This is a genomic window from Mycobacterium talmoniae (assembly GCF_001854525.1).
Taxonomy (GTDB): Bacteria; Actinomycetota; Actinomycetes; order Mycobacteriales; family Mycobacteriaceae; genus Mycobacterium; species Mycobacterium talmoniae.
Genome location: NZ_MLQM01000005.1, coordinates 51,905 through 74,960, shown reverse-complemented (window position 1 = coordinate 74,960; position 23,056 = coordinate 51,905). Strand labels below are relative to the sequence as shown.

24 protein-coding genes are annotated in these 23,056 nt (G+C 68.4%); 5 read left to right on the top strand and 19 right to left on the bottom strand.

Annotated features, from left to right (window positions below; genetic code table 11):
- Positions 1–54 precede the first annotated feature (54 nt).
- Positions 55–813, top strand: a complete 759-nt coding sequence (locus BKN37_RS02385; protein ID WP_071020790.1) for an alpha/beta fold hydrolase — start codon at positions 55–57, stop codon at positions 811–813.
- Between the two features lie 241 nt (positions 814–1,054).
- Positions 1,055–2,332 (top strand): cytochrome P450, encoded by a 1,278-nt coding sequence (locus tag BKN37_RS02380; RefSeq protein WP_071020785.1) that lies wholly within the window; start codon positions 1,055–1,057, stop codon positions 2,330–2,332.
- Positions 2,333–2,444: 112 nt separating this feature from the next.
- Here BKN37_RS02380 and BKN37_RS02375 read toward each other — a convergent pair whose 3' ends face one another.
- From BKN37_RS02375 to BKN37_RS02350, 6 genes are all read right to left on the bottom strand, one after another.
- Positions 2,445–3,068, bottom strand: coding sequence for a fatty-acid--CoA ligase (locus BKN37_RS02375; RefSeq protein WP_071020781.1), 624 nt, complete (start codon positions 3,066–3,068; stop codon positions 2,445–2,447).
- The gene (locus BKN37_RS02370) at positions 3,065–4,468 is read right to left on the bottom strand and encodes a FadD3 family acyl-CoA ligase (RefSeq protein ID WP_071020870.1); all 1,404 of its coding nucleotides are present in this window, start codon (positions 4,466–4,468) and stop codon (positions 3,065–3,067) included. Before BKN37_RS02370 ends, BKN37_RS02375 begins: the two co-directional genes overlap by 4 nt.
- Positions 4,469–4,496: 28 nt before the next feature.
- Positions 4,497–5,687, bottom strand: a complete 1,191-nt coding sequence (locus BKN37_RS02365) for an amidohydrolase family protein (protein WP_071020778.1) — start codon at positions 5,685–5,687, stop codon at positions 4,497–4,499.
- Positions 5,688–5,797: 110 nt separating this feature from the next.
- The gene (locus BKN37_RS02360) at positions 5,798–6,472 is read right to left on the bottom strand and encodes a hypothetical protein (protein WP_242657050.1); all 675 of its coding nucleotides are present in this window, start codon (positions 6,470–6,472) and stop codon (positions 5,798–5,800) included.
- Entirely contained in the window at positions 6,469–7,116 is a 648-nt protein-coding gene (locus BKN37_RS02355; RefSeq protein WP_071020773.1) for a hypothetical protein, read from the bottom strand. The genes BKN37_RS02360 and BKN37_RS02355 overlap by 4 nt, the downstream gene beginning before the upstream one ends.
- A gap of 35 nt (positions 7,117–7,151) precedes the next feature.
- Entirely contained in the window at positions 7,152–7,760 is a 609-nt protein-coding gene (locus tag BKN37_RS02350) for a TetR/AcrR family transcriptional regulator (RefSeq protein ID WP_071020762.1), read from the bottom strand.
- 276 nt (positions 7,761–8,036) lie between these two features.
- Here BKN37_RS02350 and BKN37_RS02345 point away from each other — a divergent pair, with 276 nt between their 5' ends.
- From BKN37_RS02345 to BKN37_RS02335, 3 genes are all read left to right on the top strand, one after another.
- Complete coding sequence (locus BKN37_RS02345; protein WP_242657052.1) at positions 8,037–8,393, top strand: hypothetical protein; 357 nt, start codon at positions 8,037–8,039, stop codon at positions 8,391–8,393.
- Positions 8,394–8,472: 79 nt separating this feature from the next.
- Positions 8,473–9,288, top strand: a complete 816-nt coding sequence (locus BKN37_RS02340) for a hypothetical protein (RefSeq protein ID WP_071020757.1) — start codon at positions 8,473–8,475, stop codon at positions 9,286–9,288.
- Positions 9,285–9,911, top strand: coding sequence for a twin-arginine translocation pathway signal (locus BKN37_RS02335; protein WP_071020754.1), 627 nt, complete (start codon positions 9,285–9,287; stop codon positions 9,909–9,911). The genes BKN37_RS02340 and BKN37_RS02335 overlap by 4 nt, the downstream gene beginning before the upstream one ends.
- A gap of 16 nt (positions 9,912–9,927) precedes the next feature.
- Here BKN37_RS02335 and BKN37_RS02330 read toward each other — a convergent pair whose 3' ends face one another.
- The 13 genes from BKN37_RS02330 to BKN37_RS02270 all read right to left on the bottom strand — a co-directional run bounded on the left by BKN37_RS02330 (position 9,928) and on the right by BKN37_RS02270 (position 23,056).
- The gene (locus tag BKN37_RS02330; RefSeq protein ID WP_071020862.1) at positions 9,928–10,326 is read right to left on the bottom strand and encodes a hypothetical protein; all 399 of its coding nucleotides are present in this window, start codon (positions 10,324–10,326) and stop codon (positions 9,928–9,930) included.
- A gap of 65 nt (positions 10,327–10,391) precedes the next feature.
- Positions 10,392–10,790, bottom strand: a complete 399-nt coding sequence (locus BKN37_RS02325; protein WP_423212753.1) for a hypothetical protein — start codon at positions 10,788–10,790, stop codon at positions 10,392–10,394.
- 18 nt (positions 10,791–10,808) lie between these two features.
- Positions 10,809–11,309 carry an Rv2253/PknI dimerization domain-containing protein gene (locus BKN37_RS02320; RefSeq protein ID WP_071020751.1) on the bottom strand — a complete coding sequence of 167 codons (501 nt, stop codon included), beginning with the start codon at positions 11,307–11,309 and terminating at the stop codon, positions 10,809–10,811.
- A gap of 12 nt (positions 11,310–11,321) precedes the next feature.
- Positions 11,322–12,890 carry an MCE family protein gene (locus BKN37_RS02315; protein ID WP_071020746.1) on the bottom strand — a complete coding sequence of 523 codons (1,569 nt, stop codon included), beginning with the start codon at positions 12,888–12,890 and terminating at the stop codon, positions 11,322–11,324.
- Positions 12,891–14,174 (bottom strand): MCE family protein, encoded by a 1,284-nt coding sequence (locus BKN37_RS02310; protein WP_071020741.1) that lies wholly within the window; start codon positions 14,172–14,174, stop codon positions 12,891–12,893.
- Complete coding sequence (locus tag BKN37_RS02305; RefSeq protein ID WP_071020736.1) at positions 14,171–15,604, bottom strand: MCE family protein; 1,434 nt, start codon at positions 15,602–15,604, stop codon at positions 14,171–14,173. The genes BKN37_RS02310 and BKN37_RS02305 overlap by 4 nt, the downstream gene beginning before the upstream one ends.
- Complete coding sequence (locus tag BKN37_RS02300; protein ID WP_071020734.1) at positions 15,601–16,695, bottom strand: MCE family protein; 1,095 nt, start codon at positions 16,693–16,695, stop codon at positions 15,601–15,603. The genes BKN37_RS02305 and BKN37_RS02300 overlap by 4 nt, the downstream gene beginning before the upstream one ends.
- 28 nt (positions 16,696–16,723) lie before the next feature.
- Positions 16,724–17,752 carry an MCE family protein gene (locus BKN37_RS02295; RefSeq protein ID WP_071020730.1) on the bottom strand — a complete coding sequence of 343 codons (1,029 nt, stop codon included), beginning with the start codon at positions 17,750–17,752 and terminating at the stop codon, positions 16,724–16,726.
- The gene (locus BKN37_RS02290; protein ID WP_194074176.1) at positions 17,749–19,026 is read right to left on the bottom strand and encodes an MCE family protein; all 1,278 of its coding nucleotides are present in this window, start codon (positions 19,024–19,026) and stop codon (positions 17,749–17,751) included. The genes BKN37_RS02295 and BKN37_RS02290 overlap by 4 nt, the downstream gene beginning before the upstream one ends.
- Positions 19,027–19,031: 5 nt before the next feature.
- On the bottom strand, positions 19,032–19,889 hold the full coding sequence (locus BKN37_RS02285) for an MlaE family ABC transporter permease (protein WP_071020725.1): 858 nt from the start codon (positions 19,887–19,889) through the stop codon (positions 19,032–19,034).
- A 3-nt stretch (positions 19,890–19,892) separates the two neighbouring features.
- The gene (locus BKN37_RS02280; RefSeq protein ID WP_071020722.1) at positions 19,893–20,705 is read right to left on the bottom strand and encodes an MlaE family ABC transporter permease; all 813 of its coding nucleotides are present in this window, start codon (positions 20,703–20,705) and stop codon (positions 19,893–19,895) included.
- Positions 20,695–21,864 (bottom strand): thiolase C-terminal domain-containing protein, encoded by a 1,170-nt coding sequence (locus tag BKN37_RS02275; protein ID WP_071020718.1) that lies wholly within the window; start codon positions 21,862–21,864, stop codon positions 20,695–20,697. The genes BKN37_RS02280 and BKN37_RS02275 overlap by 11 nt, the downstream gene beginning before the upstream one ends.
- 16 nt (positions 21,865–21,880) lie before the next feature.
- The gene (locus BKN37_RS02270) at positions 21,881–23,056 is read right to left on the bottom strand and encodes a Zn-ribbon domain-containing OB-fold protein (protein WP_071020714.1); all 1,176 of its coding nucleotides are present in this window, start codon (positions 23,054–23,056) and stop codon (positions 21,881–21,883) included.

Here is a 23,056-nt window from a genome sequence, read left to right as displayed (position 1 = left end):
GTCTGTTACGGTCGGGTCCTGGCGCCGAGCCGGCAACGAACTGAGGAGTCGCGGATGCGATTTGTCCTGGTGCATGGCGGTTTTCACGCATCGTGGTGCTGGAGCCGCACCATCGACGAGCTGCGCGACCTCGGCCACGACGCGGTCGCCGTCGACCTGCCCGGCCACGGCACCCGGGTCGACGAGGAGTCCACGCTGGCCAACCGGCGGGCGGCCGTCGCCGAGGTGATCCACGACGGCGACGTCGTCGTCGGCCATTCCGGCGGCGGGTTCGACGCCACCCTCGGGGTCGACGTCGCCCCCGAACGGGTACGCCACGTCATCTATCTGGCCGCCGCACTGCCCCGCGAGGGCCGCAGCTACACCGAGGCCATGACGATGACCAACGCCGAGGACGGCGCCATCGACGGCGACGTCGGACACATGCTGGGATACCTGCATTTCGCCGATGACGGGGCGATGACCTTTGCCGAGTTCGAAGGTGCGTGGCGCTACTTCTACCACGACTGCGACGAGGCGACCGCCCGCTGGGCCTATGAGCGGCTGGGGCCGGAACGCTTCGGCGAGACGACGGTGGCCCCGGTGTCGGTCCCCAACTTTTGGGCCGCCGAGCTGCCCCGCAGCTTCATCGTCTGCCTGCAGGACCAGGCGATGCCGCGCTGGCTGGCCGACACCGTCGCGCACCGCCTCGGCGTCGAACCGCTCAGCATCGACACCTCGCACTCCCCGTTCCTGAGCCGCCCGCGCGAACTCGCCGAACTGCTGGTGCACGCCACCACCACCGCCCCGGTCGGCCCGCTCCTCCCCGGCTGATCGGGCGCGCCCCACACCACCGCGCAACTCGGCCTACGACACCGGCGAGAATGCCGTTATCATCGAAGGGCAACTACAGCCCGCGACAGCCCCGAAGCGGTCGAGAAAACCATAACTAGCCTGCGATAATGCTGTTTCCACAGCATGTGATCTTGACCGTGCTGACGGCACCATGCTAAGCAAGTGCCCAGCAGTTACGGGACGGGACGGGCCGGTCACACCTAGGCGTTGGGAGACATGCATGAGCGATTTCGACACGATTGACTTCTTTACCGATCCCTCGCTGGTGCCCGACCCGCATCCCTACTTCGATCACCTGCGCGCCAAGAGCCCGGTGCTGCAGTTGCCGCATTACGGGGTGGTCGCGGTCACCGGCTACGAGGAGGCCGCCGCGATCTACCGGGACGCCGAGACATTCTCCAACTGTGTCGCGCTCGGCGGCCCGTTCCCGCCGCTGCCGTTCGAACCGCAGGGCGACGACATCAGCGCCCAGATCGAGGCGCACCGCAGCCAATTCCCGATGTTCGAGCACATGGTCACCATGGACCCGCCCGATCACACCAAGGCCCGCTCGCTGCTGAGCCGGCTCCTGACACCGGCCCGGTTGAAGGAGAACGAAGAGTTCATGTGGCGGCTCGCCGACCAGCAACTCGACGAGTTCCTCGCCAACGGCGGGTGCGAGTTCATCGCCGAATACTCCAAACCGTTTGCGACGCTGGTGATCGCCGACCTGCTCGGTGTCCCGCCGGACGACCACAGCCAGTTCCGCACCGTGCTGGGCGCCGACCGTCCGGGGGCCCGGGTCGGGGCGTTGGACCACGAGACCGTCGCGATCAACCCGTTGGAGTGGCTCGACGACAAGTTCTGCGCCTACATCGAGGACCGGCGCCGCGATCCCCGCGATGACGTGCTGACCGCGTTGGCGACGGCGAAATACCCCGACGAGTCCACGCCCGAGGTGATCGACGTGGTCCGCTCGGCGACCTTCCTGTTCGCCGCCGGCCAGGAGACCACGGCCAAACTGCTCTCGGCGGCCCTGCAGGTGCTCGGCGACCGGCCCGACGTGCAGGACAAGCTGCGCGAGGACCGCAGCCTGATCCCGATCTTCATCGAGGAGTCGCTGCGGATGGAAAGCCCGGTCAAAAGCGACTCCCGGCTGGTGGTCAAGTCCACCAGCCTGGGCGGGGTGGACCTGCCCGCGGGCACCGTGGTGATGGTGCTGCCCGGCGCGGTCAACCGGGATCCGCGCCGGTTCGAGAACCCGCACGAGTTCCGCCTGGACCGCAAAAACGTCCGCGAGCACATCGCGTTCGCCCGCGGCGTGCACTCCTGTCCGGGCGCCCCGCTGGCCCGGGTGGAGGGCAAGGTCAGCATCAACCGGATGCTGGACCGGATGGCCGACATCCGGATCAATGAGGACAAGCACGGCCCCGCCGATAACCGGGCTTACAGCTACGAGCCCACCTACATCCTGCGCGGCCTCACCGAACTGCACCTGAAGTTCACCCCGGTGGACTGACCCGGGTCCACCGTCCGCGGGTGGGCCCACCCGCCGCGAACGTGCGCAAAATGCCAGGCTTCGGCGCGTCAACCTGGCAGTTTGTGCACGCTCGCGGACGACGGCGAGCCGCTCAGGCCTCGATGCGCATCATGTGCGCGAACTTGCCGACGAACAGCGGCGGGTAGGCCCCGCGGCCGGCCCGGTGCATCCACACCGCGGCCGGGGCCGGATGCTCGATCCAGGCCCGGGCGCTGTGATCGTCGGCGAGCTCGTGCAGCACCAACACCTCGTGCTCGTCGTCAAAGGCCTGAAATATCCACATATTCCGAATGCCCGCCGCCCGGAACTCGGCCAGGTCGCGTCGGACCGCCGCGACCAAAGCCGGCACGTCGTCCACGGCGGCGATCGCGGCCAACACGATGTCCGGCGCGGCCGACGAGGCGGCCAGGCCGAATTTCGCGGCCTTCTCCCCGGCGAACACGGCGGGGATATCGTGCACGCCGACCGCGTCGAACCAGTCGAAGAAGATCCGGGAGCGCAGCAGGTCCACGATGGGTTCGCGGTTGTGCACGCCGATGGTCACCAGCACCCGGCCCGGGTCCCGCGTCGAGGTGTACACGCCGACGTGATGCGCGCCGATGTCGGCCAATGCCGCCTTGCGCCGCTGCAGCAGCGGCCACACCCGGCTGGGGTCGGGCACCCGGTAATCCGAGGCGATCAGCAGGGAATGACTGAACGCCTCGGCGGGATTCACCGCAGTTGCCCCTTGTCCACCTTGCCGGTGGCGTTCAGCGGTAGCTGGTCGACGAACTGCACCAGCCGCGGCACCTTGAACCCGGCCATCCGGTCGCGGCTCCAGGAGATCAGGTCCGCTTCGGAGACCGGCGCTTTGGGGACCACGAAGGCCTTGCCCACCTGGCCGAGCCGCTCGTCGGGCACCCCGATCACCGCCGCCTGCGCGACGGCCGGGTGTTCGAGCAGGAATCCCTCGATCTCCGCGGGGTAGGCGTTGAAGCCGCCGACGATGAACATGTCCTTCTTGCGCCCGACGATGCGCACCCGGCCGGCCGCGTCCATGGTGCCGATATCGCCGGTGTGCAGCCACCCGCCGTCGTCGATCGCCTCGGCGGTGGCCACCGGATCGTCGAGATAGCCCTGCATCACGTTGTAGCCGCGGACGAGCAGCTCACCGTCGTCGGCAATGCGCACCTGCACATCGTCGCACGGCGTGCCGACCGTGGTGGCGATGTCTTCGAACGAGTCGCCGCGCCGGGACGCGGTCACCGTGCCGGCCTCGGTGAGTCCGTAGCCGGTCATGATGGACTGAAACGGCAGCTCGTTGCGGATCCGGCGGACCAGTTCCACCGGGATGTCGGCGGATCCGGTGACCGCCGCCCGCAACGAGGACAGGTCGTGCTGCCCGCGGGCCGCCAGCAGCGAGTGATACAGCGTCGGCGGCCCGGGCAGCATGCTGATCCGTTCGGCCGCAATGAGTTCGGCCACCGCGTCGACGTCGAACACCCGCACCGGCAACATGGTGGCGCCGCGGATGCAGGACGCGATGGCGCCGGCCTTGTAGCCGAAGGTGTGGAAGAACGGGTTGACGATCAGGTAGCGGTCGCCTTCACGCAGGTCGGCCAGGTCGCACCAGTCGGCGTAGCCGCGCAGGTTTTGCCGATGGTTCATCATCACGCCCTTGGGCCGCCCGGTGGTCCCCGAGGTGAAGATGATGTCGGCGATATCGGTGCCGCCCACCGCGCGTACTAGCGGCGCACCGCTGGACAGGAAATCCGATTTCAGGTCGATCACCGGAACCCCGGCGGGGGCGGTGAAATCCAGCCCCAGAAAGCCCTTCTCGACCAGCACCAGCTTGGCGCCGCTGCGGCGGATCACGTCGTCGGCCTCGGTCTGCTTGAACCGCGTGTTGACCGGGACCAGCACCCCGCCGGCGGTCAGCACACCGAACGCGGCGATGATCCATTCGGCGGAGTTGGGCGCCCAGATCGCGACCCGGTCACCCTTGTCCACCCCGGCCGCGGCGAACGCCCCTGCGGCGCACCGCACCTTGTCGGCGAGTTCGGTGAAGCTCAGCCGCAGTGGGCCGTCGACGACCGCTTCGGCGTCCCCGAAGCGGTCGCCGACACTCAAGACCATCTCGGGGATGGTCTGCCAGCGGGGCACCTTAGACGGTGACGAGGCGACCCAGGTTGCCGCCCATGATCTTGGCCTGATCCTCGACCGGCAGGTGCTCCAGCGCCGTCACGTAGTGCGTCGGCTCGGCCAGGCCCTCCGGGTGCGGCCAGTCGGAGCCGTAGAGCACCTGGTCCACCCCGATCAGGCCGATCAGGTCGTCGATGCCCTCCTCGTAGAACGGGCTGACGTAGATGCGGTTCTTGATCTCCTCGATCGGGTTGCCCAGGAAGGCTTCCGGCGCCTTCTTGTACACCTCGGCCATGGAGTCCAGCAGCGGGAACATCCACTTCGATCCGGCCTCGACGATGCCCACCTTGAGCTTGGGGTGCCGGAACAGGGCGCCGTGGATGACCCAGGAGGCCACCGCATCCTGGATCGGGCGCCACTCGTTGAGGATCGACATGGCGTTGGTCTGGAACGGCAGCATCTCCTGGGCGGCGCCGTCCCACTCGGAGGTGTAGCGCGAGTAGCCGCTGTCCGACGAGTGCATCCCGATGAACACGTCGTACTCGACGCACTTCTCCCAGAACGGGTCGAACTCGGGCAGCGCGAACGACCGCGGGCCGCGGAACCCGGGCACCGGCGCCGGGCGGATCAGGATGGCGCGGGCGCCGCGCTTGACGCACCACTCCAGCTCCTCGATGGCCTTCTCCACGATCGGCAAGGTGATCACCGGCGTGGTGAAGATGCGGTTCTTGTAGTTAAAGCCCCAGACCTCGTCCAGCCACTGGTTCAGCGAGTGGATCAGGACGTGGATGGCGACCGGGTCGTCGCGCAGCCGCTCCTCGATCAGGCTGGCCAGCGTCGGGAACATCAGCGAGCGGTCCACGCCCAGTTCGTCCATCAGCTCCAGCCGCGGGCCGGGCTCGAAGAACGCCGGGATCGCCTTCATCGGCTCGCCGAACAGCTCCCGCTTGCTCTTGCCGTCGGGGTTGCCGAACTTGAAGTACTCCTCCCACGCGCCCGGCTTGGCGACCACCGAGAACGTCGGGTTGGGGATGTAGTTGCTGATCTGCCCGCGGACGGCGATCTTGGTGCGCCCGTTGACCTCCACGTACTGGATGACGTCTTGGTACTCCTTGGGCAGGTACTTGGTCAGCGCCTCCGGCGGCTCATAGAGGTGGTTGTCCGCATCGAACAGCGGAAACGATATGTCGACCCGATGCGAAAGCTGGCCCATGAGATTCTCCTTTTCAGTTCAGGAGAAGGTTATTCTCTTTTGGCGGATGTCGCAACGGGCTGGCCCGGTCCGGGCCGGGGTGGCGGTGTATCCGCGGGGCGTCGCGGCGCTCAGATCGGGTCGAATGCGGAGATCAGCCAGCGGCCGCCGACCTGGTCGAGGGTCACCCGATACCTCGAGGGGGTTTTGGTGGGTGCGGCCTCCCCGACGGTGACGATCTGGTCGACGAACAGCACCACCACGGCGCGGTCCGCGGTCGCCGACACCGACCCCGCCGCCGAGACCTGCGCCTTGGCCGAGACCCGCTGTTGTTTCGCGCGCGGGATGATCACGTCACGGGTGAACCGTGCAAACGAATCACGGAAGCCGCCGGTCAAGCGGTCCCCCGCCGCCCCTAGGTCCTGGTCCACCGTGTCCGGCTGATACGACAACATGGCGGTCGCGGCGTCCCTGGCCACCTGGACGGATTCGACGCGGGTGTCGGCGGCATCGCGGGCCGACGAGTCCAGCCCCTTGAGCAGGCCCGCCGCCAGCGCGAGCACCAGAGCCAGACCGGGCAGCACGCCGTAGTCCACCAGCCGTGACCAGTCGACCCGCCGTGCGGCCGGGGCGGTTTCGGTCTGCTGCACCGATTCGGTGCCCGGCGTCTCAGGCGTGTGCTCGGGGTCCCGATCATCCTCGGCGGGCGGCTCGTCCACGGCCACCGCCGGCTCGGTGGCCGGTTCCGCGAGGGGCGGTTCGGCGCCGTTGTCCTTGCCGGCCTTGCGGTGTCGTCCTTTGCTCATTGCACGAACTCCACCTTCGCGACCTTCGTCGCGTCGCCCACCTTCTGCACCGTGAGCCGCATCCGCCAGGCCTGCGGTGGCTGCTCGGGCACCGCGGCGCTCGACGCGGTCACCGTCACCGCCACCACGACCTGCGCTTCGTCGCCGCTGCGGGATTCCAGCCCGGCCGCCGACACGGTGCCCACCGATTTCGACTGCGCGTCTTTCACCGCAGCGAGGTAAATCGGCGACCGCTTCGCGAAATTGTCGTGGAAGGTGCCGGTCGTCGCGGCCAGGATCCGTTGCACGTCGGCGTCGGCGTGCGTGTAGTCGACCGTGGTCAGATCCACCGCACCCTGCCGGCCCCCCTCGAGGAACAGGGCGGCGTCGGCCTGGGCGCTGCGGGACTGGTAGGTGCGGAAACCGAGCCAACCGACCAGTCCGCCCAACGCCACTACCCCGATCAGGCCGGCAACGAGGGCCGGCCGCACCCGCCCGCGTGCCCGCGTCGGCGCGGCGGGTTCCTCTTCGGCCGCAACGACTTCCGGTTCGGCGTCAGAGTCTTCGCCGGCATCCTGCGCGACCGGTGGCGTATCCACCGGCTCCGGATCCTGGGTCACCGACCCACTCGCGTCCCCGTCCGGGCTGCCGGCATCGTCGGGCATGACGTCTCCTTGTCGCGGTCCGCGGGACCGACCCCTTAGCTTGATTGCGGTTCACCCTCGAGCCGACGCAGCCAGTGCTCGACGAACGCGACCGTTTCGGCGTGCCCCGCGGTCATGCCGAGCGCCTCCTGCTCCATCACCAGCACCCGCGACACGCTGGTCATCAGCACCATCATCACCACCGCCGGGCATTCGTCGGTATCGAGGTCGGAGCGCTCGATGATGTCCGCGACCGCCTGGCACTGCTCGGCCCTCAATTGCTCGGCGTAACGCGCGATTTCGGCTTTCAGCTCCTTGCGATGGTGGGCGAGCGCAATGAACTGGGTGGTCAATGCCGTCCCCGCCGGGTCGGTGCTGAACCGCCACAACGCCCACAGGGGCTGCGTCGATTTCAATGCCCGAGCCTGCTCTTCGAGGCCTTGATCGCCGCGGCGACGAAACGCCGCCAAGAAGAGATCGTCCATGGTGCGGAAGTAGTAGTGGACCAGTTGGTGCTTGAGACCGGCCTTTTCCGCCACCCGACGGGAGCTGACGGCCGCGTAGCCCTCTTCCAACATCAACTGCTCGGCCGCGTCGAGCAGCAGGGTGCGATTCTTCGCGTCGGGTGCGCCAATGCGGCGGGGCGCCTTAACTGAGTGGGCCATGCCCGCCGTCCCGCATCATCGCCACCCTGTGCACCTCCGCCATGCTAAGCAGCTGCATAGCAGCTGTCAGCTCCTTCCCACCGACCGCCCGCCCGGTGGCGGGTTCGGCGCCGTCGACCTCTTCATCCGGTTAACCGGGGATGCTATTCTCCCAGCACGAGAATGTGAATCTCGTGGTGGGTATCCGTGGAGGTTGCGGTGAAAGCGGTGGTAACGCGCGGCGCGGTGCTGGTCACCGCGTTCGGCGTGGTCGCCTCGGGCGCGCTGGTGGCCGCGATGCCGGCGGTAGCCGACCCGCCGCAGCACCGGGTCCGCTACACCCTCAGCGCCACGCAACCCACCAAGGCCGTCATCTACTACCGGGAAGTGCAGCCGCCGAACTTCGGCGAATACAGCCACAACCCGTACCTCTACAGCCCGCGCGCCGACGCCGACGTCGGGCCGAACCGCCCGTGGATATTCGAGACGACGCTGGCCGACCCCGAGGACTGGGCGCTGGTGGTCGCCCAGAAACCCGCCCACCAACCGGAGTTGCAGGCGCCGGGGTTCGTCTGCGAACTCCGCGTCGATGACGTCGTGGTCAGCACCGACGCCGGCACCAAGGGTGTGCTGTGCTCGCTGCGTACCTGGTGAGCTGGCTCGATGAGGACGACGACCCCCGGTGCTAGCGTGAGTGGCCTTGTGCAGGCAGCAGCCAAGGACAGGAGGCGGTATGCCGTCGCGTAACTCCGCGACGTCGGAAGCCACCGACAACGATGCGGACACCACCGTCGCGGCCGAGGCCGCGACCAACTCCGATGCATTAGCGCTGGCGCTGGCCGAGGCGGAAGCCGCCGAGGCCACCGCGGCGGCGGCCCGTGCGCGCGCAGAGGTGCTGCGGTTGCAGCACGGCCGCGCCGAAGAGCCGACCGAGGCGACCCCGCCGGCCGAGGACGAGGCACCCGAGGAGCCCGAAGCACCCGCTGAGCCGGAGCCCAGCGAACCCGACGACGCCGCGGCGGCGGCCGACGAGGCCGACCGCTCCGGGCGGCTCCGGCGGGTCTGGAAGCCGCTGCGCTGGGTGGCCGCGACGCTGACCGTGCTGGCGGTCGGTGGGCTCATCGCGGCCAGCGTGCTGATGGTGCTGCACGATCGCGGCGTGCAGCAGCGTCAGCGCCAGGCCGGCGAATACATGGCGGCGGAGCGACAAGGCGTGGTCACGTTGATGTCGCTGAACTTCAACACCGTCGACGACGACGTCAAGCGCATCCTCGACAACTCCACCGGCGAGTTCAAGAAGGACTTCGAGAAGCAGGCCGGCGACTTCGTCAAGCTGGCCAAGGAATCGAAGGCGGTCACCGAGGCCACCGCAACCTTCGCCGCCATCGACTCGATGACCGACCACGACGCGACGGTGCTGGTGGCCGCGAACACCAAGGTCAGCAATTCCGGTGGTGCCGTCGACGAGCCGCGCAACTGGCGGCTTGCGGTGAAGGTCGTTCGGGAGGGGGACCGGGTGAAAATGTCGAGTGTGGAGTTCGTCCCGTGAGCGACGCCGAGGAGAACACCGACGCCGCTGTCGAGGAGCCGGACGCCGACGAACGTGCGGTGGACCTGGACGCCGACGACGCCACCACCGAAACGGTCGAGCCCACCGGCGACAGCGCCGGGCGTGGCCGCGCGGTTGCCCCGGCGTGGTGGGCCGCGATTGTGCTCGCCGTACTGCTGATCGCGTCGGTCGGCGTGGCCTCGTGGCTGTATTTCGCCCGGTACCAACCGGATCGACAGCTCGGCTCCGACGCCGAGCAAGCGGCGTTGGCGGCCGCCGCGGACGGCGCGGTGGCCGTGCTCAGCTACGCGCCGAACACCCTGGACAAGGATTTTGCCTCCGCCAAGTCCCATTTGACCGGTGATTTCCTGTCCTACTACACGGATTTCACCCAAAAGGTGGTCACTCCCGCGGCCAAGCAGAAGGAGGTGCAAACCTCGGCCGCGGTGGTGCGTAAGGGCATCATGCGCATTAGCCCCGACTCGGCCGAGGTGTTGGTCTTCCTCAACCAGACGACGGTCAGCAAATCGAACCCGGATGGCGCCTTCTCGATGAGCAGCGTCAAGGTCGGGCTCGAAAAGCACAACGGCCACTGGCTGATCTCGTCGTTCGACCCGGTCTAAGCCGGGCCACGGCGCGCTACATGCGCGTCAACGCGAAATCCCAGGTGTTCACCCCCGGCGGCCCGTTGAAACAGCCCACGTCGAAATGCGATTCGATGGTGCCGGCCAAGCTGTTGGCATCCCAGGTGTAGGTGTCGCGGCTCGGGAGCGCCGCGCCGGGGCAGCGCAGGCCGTCGGGCACGTCGGAGGTAAACGAGTAGCGGCCGTCCACCAGTTTGGCGGTGCCGCCGTAGTACTTCCCGAATTGCGGCCGGGGCAGTGCGCTCACCAGCACACACCCGGCCGGCATCTGGTCGAACTGACCCGGCGTCTCGCACGGATACACCGCCCACACCCAGGAGGCATCCGTCCAGCGGTCGCTGAGCACTTCGTAGTTGCCGTAGCGCATGTCCGCGCCGGCGGGCGACGCCAGCATCGTGGCGGCGCACACCGGCGCCGCGAGCACACCAAGAATCTTGTGCACCGGGGCTCCTCTCCTGGCTAGGTGTCCCCGCGGCGCCACAGGGCCGCGCCGTCGCGGGGGTTACAGCTCAAAAACAGTCCGTCGGGCGCCTGCGCGACATCACCGTCGTAGCCGGCGCAGTCGGAGTTCTCGTCCTTGACGCCGTGCATCTCCGGTGATCGGAACCAGCGCGGGTCGTAACGCCGCGGCGAGCCGCAGAACACCATCCGACCCCAGTCGGTCACCCCGAACACGTAGTAGGTGGTGCTGTCACACGGCGCCCCCAGCACCACGTGCGCCGCGATGCCCGGGGTGCACGCCGGATAGTCGCAGGCCGCGGGCGGATCGGCGGCCGCCGGAACGGCGGTGCTCAGCGACATGAACGCCACAGCCGGTGCCGCCGCCAGCCCGGCCAGCGTTCTGCGACGATTTCCCATCGGCGACTCCACCTTCCGCTACAGCCGGACCAGGGTCAATGGCAGCAGAATCACCGTCGGCTGGTTGCGTCCGCAGGCGCCGCTGATGCCGATGGTCCGGTCGTAGCCCACCAGTAAGTCGGTGTTCGCTTTGGTGTACTGCCCGTTGTTATCGCTGCCCTGGAACTGGTAGCGCTGACGACCCGGCGAGGTGGTGCCGTCCGGGCAGGTCTGCCAGTTCTCGTGGTACCGGTCGACGATCCAGCGGGTGCTGCGGAACTCCAGCGGCGCCGTCCAGCCTTGGTCGCTGCTGACCTGGCCGGTGCAGACGTGCGCGTTCTCGCAACTCGAGCTGATCGTCCACACCGACACCACGGTGGCTTCGTCCATGTACACCTCGTTGGTCTTGGCCCACTCGCCGTTTGAGGTGACCCGGTAGCTGCCGTTGAGTTCGAACCCCAGCGGCTCGGCCTGCGCGGGTGTCACCGCGGCGCCGAATCCGAGCAGCGCCGCGGCCAAGGTCACTACCAGTGCTCGCATTGCATCTCCTCGCTAGGTCGGCATCAAATCCGTCCACGACTTGGGCGCCCCGGGCAACGTCTGCTGCTCGAATCGCCCGTCGGGGGTCAGGTACTTGCCGGTGCGCGGGTCGTAAGGCAGCACCGCCACCGACGGGCCGCCTCCGCTATAGGCGGACGGCGCTGCGCCCGGGGCCTCCGGCGGACCCGGTGCCGACGCTTCCGGGCCCGGACTGGGGGCCTCCGGCGCCGCGGCATCCGGCGCGGGCGCCCCCGGCGGCCCGACACCGGGCGGTAGTGGCGTGCCCTCGACCGGGCCGAAGATCCGGTCTTGGAAGTCGACGCGGTCGTCGACCGGGATGCCCTGCTTGATCAGGTTCGGGTCGAATGCCCCGGGTCCGGTCAGGTGCTGTCGCATCGCGATCGGCACGAATCCGCGGGGGTCGTCGCAGAGTTCGACGGTCGGGGCGCGCTTACCCGGATGCTCGATGCACGGGAAGTTGCGGGCGCCGCGCACCGAGATCGGCGAATCCTGCGGCAGTTTGCAATACATGCCGTCCGGGGTGTCGATGGTGGTGGTGTCGGCCGGCGACCGCCGCTGCGAGGCCGGAGTAAAGCCCACCGTGCAGGGGTTCGGGTCGCCGATGGTGAGGCTGAAATCCCCCTGCGGCAACCCGGTCGCGTTGTTCTTGGGCACACCGAACGACTGTTGTTGCGCGATGTATCCCGGCAGCAGCACCATCAGTTGCTCGACCGCCGGGTTGTACACCATCAGCACCTGGCTGACCGTGGTCATGTTCGCCAGCAGGATCGGCAGGGTGGGTTTGATCCCGTTGAGCAGACCGGACACTTCGTCGGCGAAGCCCGGGAAGCGCTGCAGCACGGTGCGGATCTGCGGATCGTTGGCGACCAGTTGGTCGCTGATCCCGGCCAGGCTGTGCGCCCAGGTCCGGATGGCCGCGGTGCTTTGGGCTTGGGAGTCCAGCAGCGGGCCGCTGTCGTTGATCAGGGTGCGCAGCCGCTCGGACACCCGGTTGGCGTCGCCGCTGATGGTGGCCGTCGAATCCAGCAGCGACTGCAGGTCGAACCCGGCGCCGTTGAAGGCCAGGAAGGTTTCGTCGAGCAGGTCGCTGATCTTCTGTTTCGGGATGGTGTCCAGCAGTGCGCTGAGGTGATCGAGCATCGGACCCACCTCTTGCGGGACCACCGTGTTCGACGCCGGGATCACCGAGCCGTTTTGCAGGTACGGTCCGGCATCGGTGTTGGGCAGCAGATCGACGTACTGCTCCCCGACCGCCGAGACGCTTCGCACCGCCGCCCGCAGATCGGCCGGGATCCGCGGCGAACGGTCCAGCGACAACGTGGCCCGGGCGCCGGTCTCGGTCAACGCGACGTCGGTGACCCGACCGACCTGCACACCGTTGTAGGTGACATTCGAAAACCGGTACAGCCCCCCGGTTTTCGGCAGATCCAGCTGGACGGTCAGCTTGCCGATCCCGAGCAGGGTCGGCACCTGCATGTAGCTGAACAGCATTACCGCGACACCGATCACCGAGGCGATGGTGAACAGGATCAATTGGGTCCGAACAAAACGGGTCAGCATCTAGCCACCGCCTCCCGGTGCAGCCGCCGGGTAGGGGCCGGCGAAAAGTGTCGACGCGGGCGCCGGGGCTTGCTCGGGCGGGGTGACCGGCAGTACCGGCCCACCCGGCGTCGGCACCGGCACCGGAGCCGCGGCCGGTGCCGGCGCGTCGGGTGCCGGCGGTGTCTGGGCGGGCGCGCTCAGCGGGCTCATCAGCGGATCGTAGGAGTAGTTCAGATACCACGGATCGCCCGGCGCCGGGACAAGTTTCGCGTTCTCGTCACCCCAGCGGGTGCCCGCGAACAACGACCGCTTGAGCCGCGAATAGGTCAGGTCGAACACCGCGAACAGGTTCAGGTAGTCCCCGCGGACGGCGCGTTCGATGGCGTTGGCGCCGTACGGGAACGCCGAGCCATAGGCCAAGGCGGCGTTCAAATCGGGGCCGACGTCGGCCAGCGCCTTGATCGCCGGCTCGAGGTGGGCCAGGTCGCCCACCAACTGGTCACCGGCGTCGTGGACCAAGGCGGTGGAGGTGTCGCCGAATTGCCCCAGCTTCTCCAACGCGGTGGTGAGCGTGGGCCGTTCCTTGATCAACACGTCGATCGCCGGGGGGATTTCGCGCAGCGCGCGCTGCAGCACCGGGCGCTGGTCGGCGAAGGTGTCGGCCACCCGGTTCAACTGCTCGATGGACGCGACGATGTTGTCGCGCTGCCGGTCAAGCACCGCGGTGAACCGGTCCAGCCTGCTGATCAGGTCGCGGATGTCGGATTCGCGCCCGGACATCGAGGCGCTGAAGTTGTGGATGATGTCACCGATCTGGCCCAGCCCGCCGCCGTTGACCAGCACCGCCAGCGAGGACAGGGTCTGTTCGGTGGACGGGTAGGTCGACGACGAGCCGACGGCAATGGTGGCCCCCGGCGCCAGCCGACCCGACGGCGCCTGCCCCACCGGCGGGTCGAGCGACAGGTGCATCGAGCCCAGCAGGCTGGTCTGCCCGACGGTGGCGACCGCGTTGCTCGGCACCACCACGCCCGGGTTGACCGACACCTCGACGTTGGCGTGCCAGTTGTCGACCGTCATCTTGCCGACGCTGCCGACCACCACATTGGAGATCATCACCGGCGAATTGGATTCCAGCGTCCCGACATTGGCCAGTTCGACGTGGAAGCGCTGTGCCCCACTGCCGTGTCCCTGCGCGCCGGGCAGCGGCACCGAGTTCAGCCCCCCGAACGCGCAACCGGTGGCGGTGCACGCCACCGCGGCACCGACGGCCAGGGTGCGCCGGGCGGCGCGCAAACCGATCATGGTGGCGTCCCTTCCGCGGGCAGGCTGGGTTCGGGTCCCGGTGCCGGTCCGTCCGGCAGCATCATCCCGTCGAAGGTGACCGCGCCCGGCGGCGGTGCGCCGGGGTACACCGGTGGTGACAGTACGGCCGGCAATCCGTCCGGGGCGTAGGCGCCCTGCACACCCGGCGGCACCCCCCAGCCCGGTGGCGGCGCCACGTCCCCGCGCAGCCCGGTGTAGGCCGAGATCACCGGCGCCGGTTCGGGCGGGCGCGGCTTCCCTTCGGCACCGGGCATCAGCGCCGGGTCGGTGTAGATCAGCTTGTCCGGGCTGCCGGATTTACCCAGATACGGGTTGATCGGCAACGGGAACCCGTTGAAGTTCAGCAGCCGCAGCCCCGGGCCCAGATACTGCTCGCACAGCTTGGCGGTCTCCGGCGCGGTCACATTCTCGACACCGCCGACCATTCCGCAGATCAAATTCACCGGGTTGGACATGTTCACGAACCCGATCGACCCGATCGGAGTGCCGCTGGTCGGGTTGAGCATGTTCAGCGTGTTGGAGATGGCATTCGGGGTGATGTGCAGGATGTTGCGCAGCGCATCCTTGGAGTCGGCCAGCGTCTGGGTGACGTTGGCCAACCGCCCCACCGCCTCGGTGGTTTCGGCGCGGCTGCCCGCCACGAACCGCTGCACCTCACCGATCGATGTGGACAGGTCGGTCAGCGCCGCATCCAAATTGGACCGGCTGTCGTCCACCACGCTGGTCAGCGTGGCGAGCCGGTCCTCGAACACCACGATCTGCTGGTTGCTGTCGCGCAGGGCGGTGACAAAGGTCTGCAGGCCCTCGATGATGTCGACGATATTGCCGCTGCCCTCGGCGAAGATCCGCGCCACCCCGGACAATTGGGCCAGCGTCTCGCGCAGCTTGGTGCCGTTGCCGGCCATGGCGCCCGCAGCGCTGTCGATGAACCGGGCGGCCGAGGTGCCCGATACCGTGCCGTGCTCGCCCAATTCGGTGGCCAGCCGGTTCAACTGGGTTTTGACCTCGTCCCACTCCACCGGCACCGCGGTCCGCTCCCGCGGGATCACCGCGCCGTCGGACAGGGTGGGGCCGTCGCCATTGTGATACGCCGGCGTCAGTTGAACAAACCGCGCTGCCACCAGGTTGGGCGCGACGATGATCGCCTTCGCACCCGCCGGGATCGGTATCCCGTGACCGACCCGCAGGGTGAATTTGGTCTGGGTTCCCTGCGGGTCGATGCGCTCGATGGTGCCGACCTTGACACCGGCCACCCGCACCTCGTCACCGGGGTAGATCGCGGTCGCGCTGGAAAAGTAGGCCGTGATCGTGGCCGGCTTGACCGCCAGGTGGTGCACCAGCACGCCGGCACCCAGCAGCGCGACCAGCAGCACCGCGGTCGCGATCCGTAGCGAAGTCCGTGTCGTCATCGTGGCGGAAGATCTCCTGGCTGGGGAATGCCGTTGACCGGGAACGGAAGTTCGGCGCGCGGCCCGGCGTTGTCCGGCGGCTGACCGGCGTCGACGCCGCGCCGGAAGCCGAACGCGTAGTCCAGGAACGGCTGCAGCAACTGCGGCAGCGTGATGTTGGGGATGTAGGCGCTGTAGTAGAACCCGTTGGCGACCGTCTCGCCCTGGGTCAGTTCGTATTTGGCCAGGCCGGGCAGCGCCTTGGCGATGTTGTCGCGGTTCTTCTCCAACACCACGTTCAGCGAATTGATTTGGTCCAGACTCGGTTTGAGCTGGGCTTCGTTGTCGGCGACGAGGCCGGACAGCTCCCGCGACACCGCGGAGGTGTTCGCCAACAGGTTGACGATCGCCTGCCGGCGGGCGTTGAGCACCCCCACCAAATCGTTGGCGTTGAGGATCAGCGTGTTGACCTGCTGGCTGCGCTCGGACAGGATGCCGGTCACGTCGGCGGCGGATTTGAGCAGGTCGGCGAGGCTCTCGTTGCGGCTGTTCAGCGACTTCGACAAGCGGCTCAACCCGTCGAAGGTCGGGCCCAGCTGCGGGGTGATCTGGTCGATCGTCGCCGACAGGGTGTCCAGGGAGTTGTTCAGCGATTGGGTGTCGGTGCCCTTGGTGTTGCTGGTCAGCTCGCCGACCATGTCGGTCAGCGAATACGGCGAAGAGGTCCGGGTGGTCGGGATCACCTCGCGCGGACGCATCCGGGTGCTGCCCGCCGGTTCCAGCGCCAACACCCGCTCGCCCAGCAGCGAGCCGGTCCGGATGTGCGCGGTGGTCTGCGACCCCAGCGGGTATTTGCCGGCCAGGGTGAAGGTCACCAGAGCCTCGCCGTTGTCCAGCGCGATGTCGGAGACCGTGCCGACCTTGATGCCCGACAGGGTGACGTCGTTGCCGGTGCTCAGGCCGCCGGCCTCGGTGAACCGGGCCTGATAGCGCACCGAGGTGGCCCACTCGGTCAGCCGTTCCGGCTGCAGCCCGACGGCCACAATGCACAGGATCAGCACGACGCCGATCACGCCCGCCCTGACCAACCCGGATCCGCGGTATTTGAGCATCAGCCCCGGCCCCTTCCGGCGGGGGCGATCAATCGGTGTCTTTGCATCGCCCCTCCTCCTGTTTGATCCAGGGGAAGACCACCGTGCGGCCCTGAAGATCGCTGGCCCGGATGGCGACACCGCAGATGTAGTACTGGATGAAGCCGCCGTAGGCACCCAGACGGATGGCCTTGCGGTAGTTCTCCGGTGCCTTCTGCAGCGACACGTCCAGCTGGGACTGGTCGGCGTTGATGTTGGTCACCAACCGGTTGACTTGCGTGATGGTGTTTTTCAGCGGGTCCCGCGCGTTGCCGAGCAGGTCGGCCAGCGATGCGGTGCCGTTGTCGAGTGCGGTCACCGCGGTCCCGATCGGGTCGCGGTCCTGCGCCAAACCATCCATCAGCGTATGGAGCCGATCGATCGCCCCGGCGAACCGGTCACCGTCGGCGGACAAGGTGTTCAGCACCTGCTGCAGGCGCTCGATCAGCGACTCGATGACCTGGTTGTTGTCGGCCAGCGCGGTGGAGAACGACGACGTGTTAGACAGCAGCGATTCGATGGTGCCGCCCTGACCCTGCATGATCTGGATCAGGGACGCGGTGAGCGCGTTGACATCCTGCGGGTTGAGGCCCTGAATCACCGGTTTGAGACCGCTGAGCAGCAGATCGAGGTCTAAGGCCGGCGCGGTCTTGTCGAGCGGGATTTGTGCACCGGCCGTCAGCACCCGGGTCGAGCCCGGTCCGTCCACCAGCTCCAGGTAGCGATCACCGACCAGGTTCAGGTAGCGCACGGCGGCCCGGGTACCGGTCGTCAACGCGATATTGCGGTCCGCGTCGAACTTGACCTGCACGGTGCCGTCGCCGCGCAACGCCACATCGCCGACGGTGCCGACGCGGACTCCGGCGACCCGCACACTGTCGCCGGCGCGCAGCCGCGAGGCATCGTTGAACACGGCGCTGTAGCCGACGGTCGACCCGGTGCGCACCTCACCGAAGATCGCGAACAGCAGCACGGTCATCAGCACCATCACCGCGGCGAAGGCGCCGAACTTGAGCAGCGTCTTATACGAGCCGGTCATCCGGGCATCCCCGTCTGGTCACTGTTGCGGGGCGGTCCGCCCAGCGGCCCGAACAGGGCCTGCTTGAGGGCGTCGGAGTTGAACAGGATGCCCTGGTTGCCGTACTGGTTGGGGTTGGCGCCGGTGTCGGCCACCATCCAGGGCACCCGGTATTCCGGGGGCACGTCGGGCAACCCGAGTTCCTTGCAGTACGAGCGGTCGGCCTTGGCCGCGACCTTCGGCAGGTCGTTGGGATAGCGGTAACGTTCCGAGCCCAAGGTGAAGCTGGCGGCGATGATGATGCCGGGCACCGGGAACGGCGGCGTCTTCGCGAACGGCACCAGCCCGCCGACCCCGCAGCCCAGGTGCTCGTGGTACTTGTCGAGCAGCTCGGCGGTCGGCAGCAGCGTCTGGGCCAGGGTCGTCAGGGCGGGCCGGTTGCCGCCCAGCACGTCGTTGCTGACGTCGGCGAGCCCGATGGAGCTGAGCAGGAAGCCGTCGAGGTTGCCTTGCTCGTCGACGATGCTGTTGCTCAGCGTGGTGCTGTTGGCCACCGTGGCGGTCAGGTCCGCCGCGGCGTCAGCGTAGGCGGCGAACACCGGTGGCATGGTCGCCGTTTCCGTCTCCAGTTGCGGCAGGCTCGGCTCGATGGCGGCGAGGAATTTGTCGAAATCGGTGAGTGCCTGGCCGATCTGCTGACCGCGGCCGTTGAAGGCGGTCGAGATGGCGCCGAGGGTCTCGTTGAGCTTCATCGGATCGATCTTGTTCAGCACCCGGGTGAGCTGCTGGAAGACGGTGTTGATTTCGACGGTGACGTGCTCGCCGTCGAGGATTTGACCCGCGTACATCCGCTTCGGCGAGGGATGCGGCGGCGGCACCAGCTCGACGAACTTGGCGCCGAACACCGTCGAGGAGGTGATGCTGGCGCGCACGTCGGCCGGGATCAGCCGCAGCTGGGCGGGATCCATCTGCAGCCGCAGCGCGGCGGTGCCGTCCGGCCGGGCCTCGATCGCGCCGACCGTGCCCACCTGCACGCCACGCATTTTCACTTTGGCGTCCGGGTTCATCACCAGGCCGGCGCGGGTGGAGATGACGGTCACCGGCACGCTGGTGGTGAAACTGCCGCGGAACAACCCGGCCGTCACCGCGACCGCCGCGACCACCATCAGGACGGTCGCCAAGCCCAGCAGCGGGCGCACATAGCTCGGGGTGCCCTGGCGTCGGCGTGGGGTGACCGCCGCGGTGGCACGGTGCTGGCCGGTGGGTTCCTGCTCGTGTGTCAAGGTTCGCGTCACGTCCTCTACCCCGACAGGTTGAAGTTGCCGTTGGAGCCGTAGATGGACAGCTGGACCAGCAGCGTCACCGAGACCACCAGAACCAGCGAGGTGCGCACCGCATTACCGACCGCGACGCCGACCCCGGACGGTCCGCCGGAGGCGAAATAGCCGAAGTAGGTGTGGATCAACAGGATCGTCAGCGCCATCAGTACGGCCTGCAAAAACGACCACAACAGGTCGATCGGGTTCAGAAACGTTTGGAAATAGTGGTCGTAGAGGCCGGCGGATTGGCCGAACAGCGCCACCGTGGTGAAGCGGCTTGCCACGAACGACAAGATGACCGCGATCGAATACAGCGGGGTGATCGCGATCATGCCGGCCACGATGCGGGTGGACACCAGGTACGACACCGGGCGGATCGCCATCGACTCCAGTGCGTCGATTTCCTCGTTGATCCGCATCGCCCCCAGCTGCGCGGTCGCGCCCGCGCCGAAGGTGGCGGCCAAGCCGATCCCGGCGATGACCGGGGCCGCGATCCGCACGTTGATGAACGCCGCCAAAAAGCCGGTCAGTGCCTCGATGCCGATATTGCCCAGCGAGGAATACCCCTGCACGGCCAGGGTGCCGCCGGCGGCCAACGTCATGAACCCGACGATCACCACGGTGCCGCCGATCATCGCCAAGGTGCCGGTGCCCATACTGATTTCGGCGATCAGCCGAATGATTTCGTGCCGATACCGGGTGGCCGCGAACGGCGCCCCGCCGAGCGCCTTGCCGTAGAACAAGGTGTGGTCCCCGAGCCGTCCGAGGACGCCGACCGGGCGCCGGATCTCCCGCGCGATGCGCGGATAGGTCGCCTTGAGGGTGACGCGGTTTCCCATGATCTACCGCGCCGTCATCCGGATACCGATGGCGGTCACCAGCACGTTGATCACCATCAACGCCATGAACGCATACACCACGGTTTCGTTGACCGCGTTGCCCACCGCCTTGGCGCCGCCCCCGGAAATCGTCAGGCCGCGATAGCACGCCACCATGCCGGCGATCAGACCGAACAGCGCCGCCTTGACGCAGGAAATGATCAGCTCGGGCACCCCGGTCAACAGGGTGATCCCGGCGGCGAACGCACCCGGGTTGACATCCTGGATGAACACCGAGAACGTGTAGCCGCCCAGGATGCCGATGATGACGACCAGGCTGTTGAGCAGCAGCGCTACCAGCCCGGCGGCCAGCATCCGCGGCGCCACCAGCCGCTGCACCGGGTTGATGCCCAGCACCTCCATCGCGTCGATCTCTTCGCGGATGGTGCGCGAGCCGAGGTCGGCGCACATCGCGGTGGACCCCGCCCCGGCGACGATGAGCACGGTCACCATCGGGCCGATCTGGGTGACCGCCCCGAACGCCGCACCGGCGCCGGACAAGTCGGCGGCGCCGAGTTCGCGGAGCAGGATGTTGAGGGTGAAGCTGACCAGCACCGTGAACGGGATCGCGACCAGCAGCGTCGGCGCCAACGCGACCCGCGCGATGAACCAGCACTGGTCCAAGAACTCCCGCCAATAAAACGGCCGCCGGAACATGAACCGCACCGCGTCGGCGGACATCGCAAACAGTCCCCCGACCGCCTGCATCGGCCCGGACAGATTGCCGGGAATCCCGATTCCCGGTGACCAGCGATCCACCGCTGTCCTAAACCCCATCGGATCCGGGCCCTTCTAGGATGGTGACCGCCGCCACCGCGGTGGGGCCACCGATATTGTGCGCCAAGCCGATCCGCGCGCCGTCAACCTGGTTGGCGGCGTGACCGCGCAGCTGCCCGAACAGCTCCACGCACTGCGCCACGCCGGTCGCCCCCGGCGGATGACCCTTGGATTTGAGGCCCCCGCTCGGATTCACCGGCAGCGCGCCGCCGACGCTGGTGGACTCGGTCTCGATGAGCTTGTGCGCCCCGAACCGGTCGGCGAAGCCGAGGTCTTCGTAGCTGATCAGTTCGATCGCGGTGAAGTAGTCGTGGACCTCGGCGACGTCGACGTCGGCCGGCGTCAACCCGGCCATCGCGAACGCGCGCCGGGCGGCGCGGACGGTGGCCGGAAACGTCGTCATATCCGACTTGTGCTGGTGCATCACCGAATCCAGTCCGAGGCCGACACCGCGGATCCACACCGGCCGGTCGGTGAAGCGGTCCACCGCGTCCTCGGCGGCCAACACCAGCGCGGCGGCGCCGTCGCTTTGCGGCGCACAGTCGTACACGCCGAACGGGGTGACCACGGTGGGCGCGGCCAGCGCCTGCTCGACGGTGATCTCGAACCGCAGCCGCGCCTTGGGGTTGGACACCCCGTGCCGGTGGTTTTTGACCGCCACCATCGCCATGTGCTCCTTGGTGGCCGGCGACTCGTGCAGATACCGCTGCACGTGCAGCGCGAACCCGGCCGGTGCGACCAACCCCAGCGGGTAGTCCCACGCCATATCGCGCGCCATCGCCTCCCACTCCCACAGCAGGTCCTTGGACGCGGTCTCGCGCAGCTTATCGGCGCCCATCACCAGCGCGACGTCGAAGGCGCCGGAGGCGATCCCGAACACCGCGTTGCGCACCGCGTCGTTGCCGGTGGCACACGAGTTCTCCACCCGGGTGACCGGCAGCTCGGGCAGCCCGAGCGCGTCGGCGAGGATGCCGGACGGGAACCCGTCGGTGGTGCCCATCGCGCCGAACCAGGCGGCCTGCAGATCGGATTTGGCGATGCCCTTGTCGACGCTGGCGGCGCAGTCGGCGAACGCCATCGGCAGCAGATCCTTGATGCCCAAGGCGAAGTGCTCGGCAAACGGGGTCATGCCGGCCCCGACGATGGCCACCCTCCTCACGCGCCGCTCCCCGGCCTCACGCGGCCGCCCCCTCAGGCTGAAAGGCATACCCGTAGTCCGGCACGCCGGAGCGCACCGCGATCCGGCGCAGCACCAGCCGGCCGCGGTCGCCGATCGCCACCGAGCCCGGCTGGGCGCCGGTCACTTTCACCAGGGCACGCACCGCGACGTCGTCGAGTTCGACGATCACCAGCGAGTAGGGGGTCCGCAGCCCCGGCACCGGGATGTGCACGGTGGCTTCGGTGTAGACGGTGCCGGTGCGCGGCAGCGGCACCAGCTCGTAGTCGGTCGCCAACGAGCCGTCCTCGCCGACCCGGTACCGCGGCGGGAAGTCCAGCTGGTCGTTCTCGCCGAAAGTGCCGGCCTCCCACCGGACCTTGGCCTCAAACGCCCGCTCGTAGGCGGCCAGCGAAATCGGGATCTCGGCCCCGGCGGCGATCGCGGTGTCCGGCAGCGCCCGCGCGCTGGGTTCGCGCCGACAGATCCGCGCCGTCCCACCGACCACCGTGATCCCGGACAGGCTGGCCTGCTCGACGGCCACCAGCCGGCCCGTGGTCTGCGAGTCGGCCAGCGCGGCCAGCGCGAACAACCCCGAGCTGGCGCCCAGCGTCGGCAGCCGCGGCGGGGAGCCGGTACACAGCTCCACCGCCTGCCCGTGGTCCACCCCGGCCACCGCAAGCGGGGTGTCCACCCACGCCGCGTCCAACGACGCCACCACACCCCGTTCGTGCAGCAGCCGCGGGTCACCGTAATCGTGCACCACGCCAACGGCATTGCGGGTCCGCACCGGCAGGCTGCGCGCGATCCGGGCGGCGGTCCGCACCCGCAGCCCGTCCTCGGCGGTCAGCACGGCGGCGGCCCCGGCCGGGCCCAGGTCCACCCCGAGGATCAGGGTGCGCGGCCGGGCCGAGCTGAGCGCGTCCAGCGCGGCCGGTGCGCCGCCCAGCCGCTCGTCGACCTCGAGTTCGGGATCCAGGCCCAGCCCCGCCAGCAGCACCGCGGCGTTGCTGCTGTCGGTCAGCGGCAGATCACGGCTGACCACCACGACGCGTTCCACCGCACCGCCGCCGCTCAGCGCGGCGCGGCCGGCCTCCACGGCCAGCGTGATGGCGTCTTCGTCGTCACCGGCCTGCCGGTGCTGGGGGGTTCCCCAACACGGCAGGTAGGTGCCAACGGCGGCGACGTAGGGCAT

Coding starts and splice junctions, on each gene's coding strand:
- BKN37_RS02320 (WP_071020751.1), bottom strand. CDS start 11,309: ATGCGAGCACTGGTAGTGACCTTGGCCGCGGCGCTGCTCGGATTCGGC.
- BKN37_RS02325 (WP_423212753.1), bottom strand. CDS start 10,790: ATGGGAAATCGTCGCAGAACGCTGGCCGGGCTGGCGGCGGCACCGGCT.
- BKN37_RS02305 (WP_071020736.1), bottom strand. CDS start 15,604: ATGACGACACGGACTTCGCTACGGATCGCGACCGCGGTGCTGCTGGTC.
- BKN37_RS02310 (WP_071020741.1), bottom strand. CDS start 14,174: ATGATCGGTTTGCGCGCCGCCCGGCGCACCCTGGCCGTCGGTGCCGCG.
- BKN37_RS02295 (WP_071020730.1), bottom strand. CDS start 17,752: ATGACCGGCTCGTATAAGACGCTGCTCAAGTTCGGCGCCTTCGCCGCG.
- BKN37_RS02360 (WP_242657050.1), bottom strand. CDS start 6,472: ATGAGCAAAGGACGACACCGCAAGGCCGGCAAGGACAACGGCGCCGAA.
- BKN37_RS02285 (WP_071020725.1), bottom strand. CDS start 19,889: ATGGGAAACCGCGTCACCCTCAAGGCGACCTATCCGCGCATCGCGCGG.
- BKN37_RS02330 (WP_071020862.1), bottom strand. CDS start 10,326: ATGCTGGCGTCGCCCGCCGGCGCGGACATGCGCTACGGCAACTACGAA.
- BKN37_RS02345 (WP_242657052.1), top strand. CDS start 8,037: ATGCCGGCGGTAGCCGACCCGCCGCAGCACCGGGTCCGCTACACCCTC.
- BKN37_RS02370 (WP_071020870.1), bottom strand. CDS start 4,468: ATGGTCTTGAGTGTCGGCGACCGCTTCGGGGACGCCGAAGCGGTCGTC.
- BKN37_RS02350 (WP_071020762.1), bottom strand. CDS start 7,760: ATGGCCCACTCAGTTAAGGCGCCCCGCCGCATTGGCGCACCCGACGCG.
- BKN37_RS02385 (WP_071020790.1), top strand. CDS start 55: ATGCGATTTGTCCTGGTGCATGGCGGTTTTCACGCATCGTGGTGCTGG.
- BKN37_RS02280 (WP_071020722.1), bottom strand. CDS start 20,705: ATGGGGTTTAGGACAGCGGTGGATCGCTGGTCACCGGGAATCGGGATT.
- BKN37_RS02315 (WP_071020746.1), bottom strand. CDS start 12,890: ATGCTGACCCGTTTTGTTCGGACCCAATTGATCCTGTTCACCATCGCC.
- BKN37_RS02365 (WP_071020778.1), bottom strand. CDS start 5,687: ATGGGCCAGCTTTCGCATCGGGTCGACATATCGTTTCCGCTGTTCGAT.
- BKN37_RS02340 (WP_071020757.1), top strand. CDS start 8,473: ATGCCGTCGCGTAACTCCGCGACGTCGGAAGCCACCGACAACGATGCG.
- BKN37_RS02300 (WP_071020734.1), bottom strand. CDS start 16,695: ATGCTCAAATACCGCGGATCCGGGTTGGTCAGGGCGGGCGTGATCGGC.
- BKN37_RS02355 (WP_071020773.1), bottom strand. CDS start 7,116: ATGCCCGACGATGCCGGCAGCCCGGACGGGGACGCGAGTGGGTCGGTG.
- BKN37_RS02380 (WP_071020785.1), top strand. CDS start 1,055: ATGAGCGATTTCGACACGATTGACTTCTTTACCGATCCCTCGCTGGTG.
- BKN37_RS02270 (WP_071020714.1), bottom strand. CDS start 23,056: ATGCCCTACGTCGCCGCCGTTGGCACCTACCTGCCGTGTTGGGGAACC.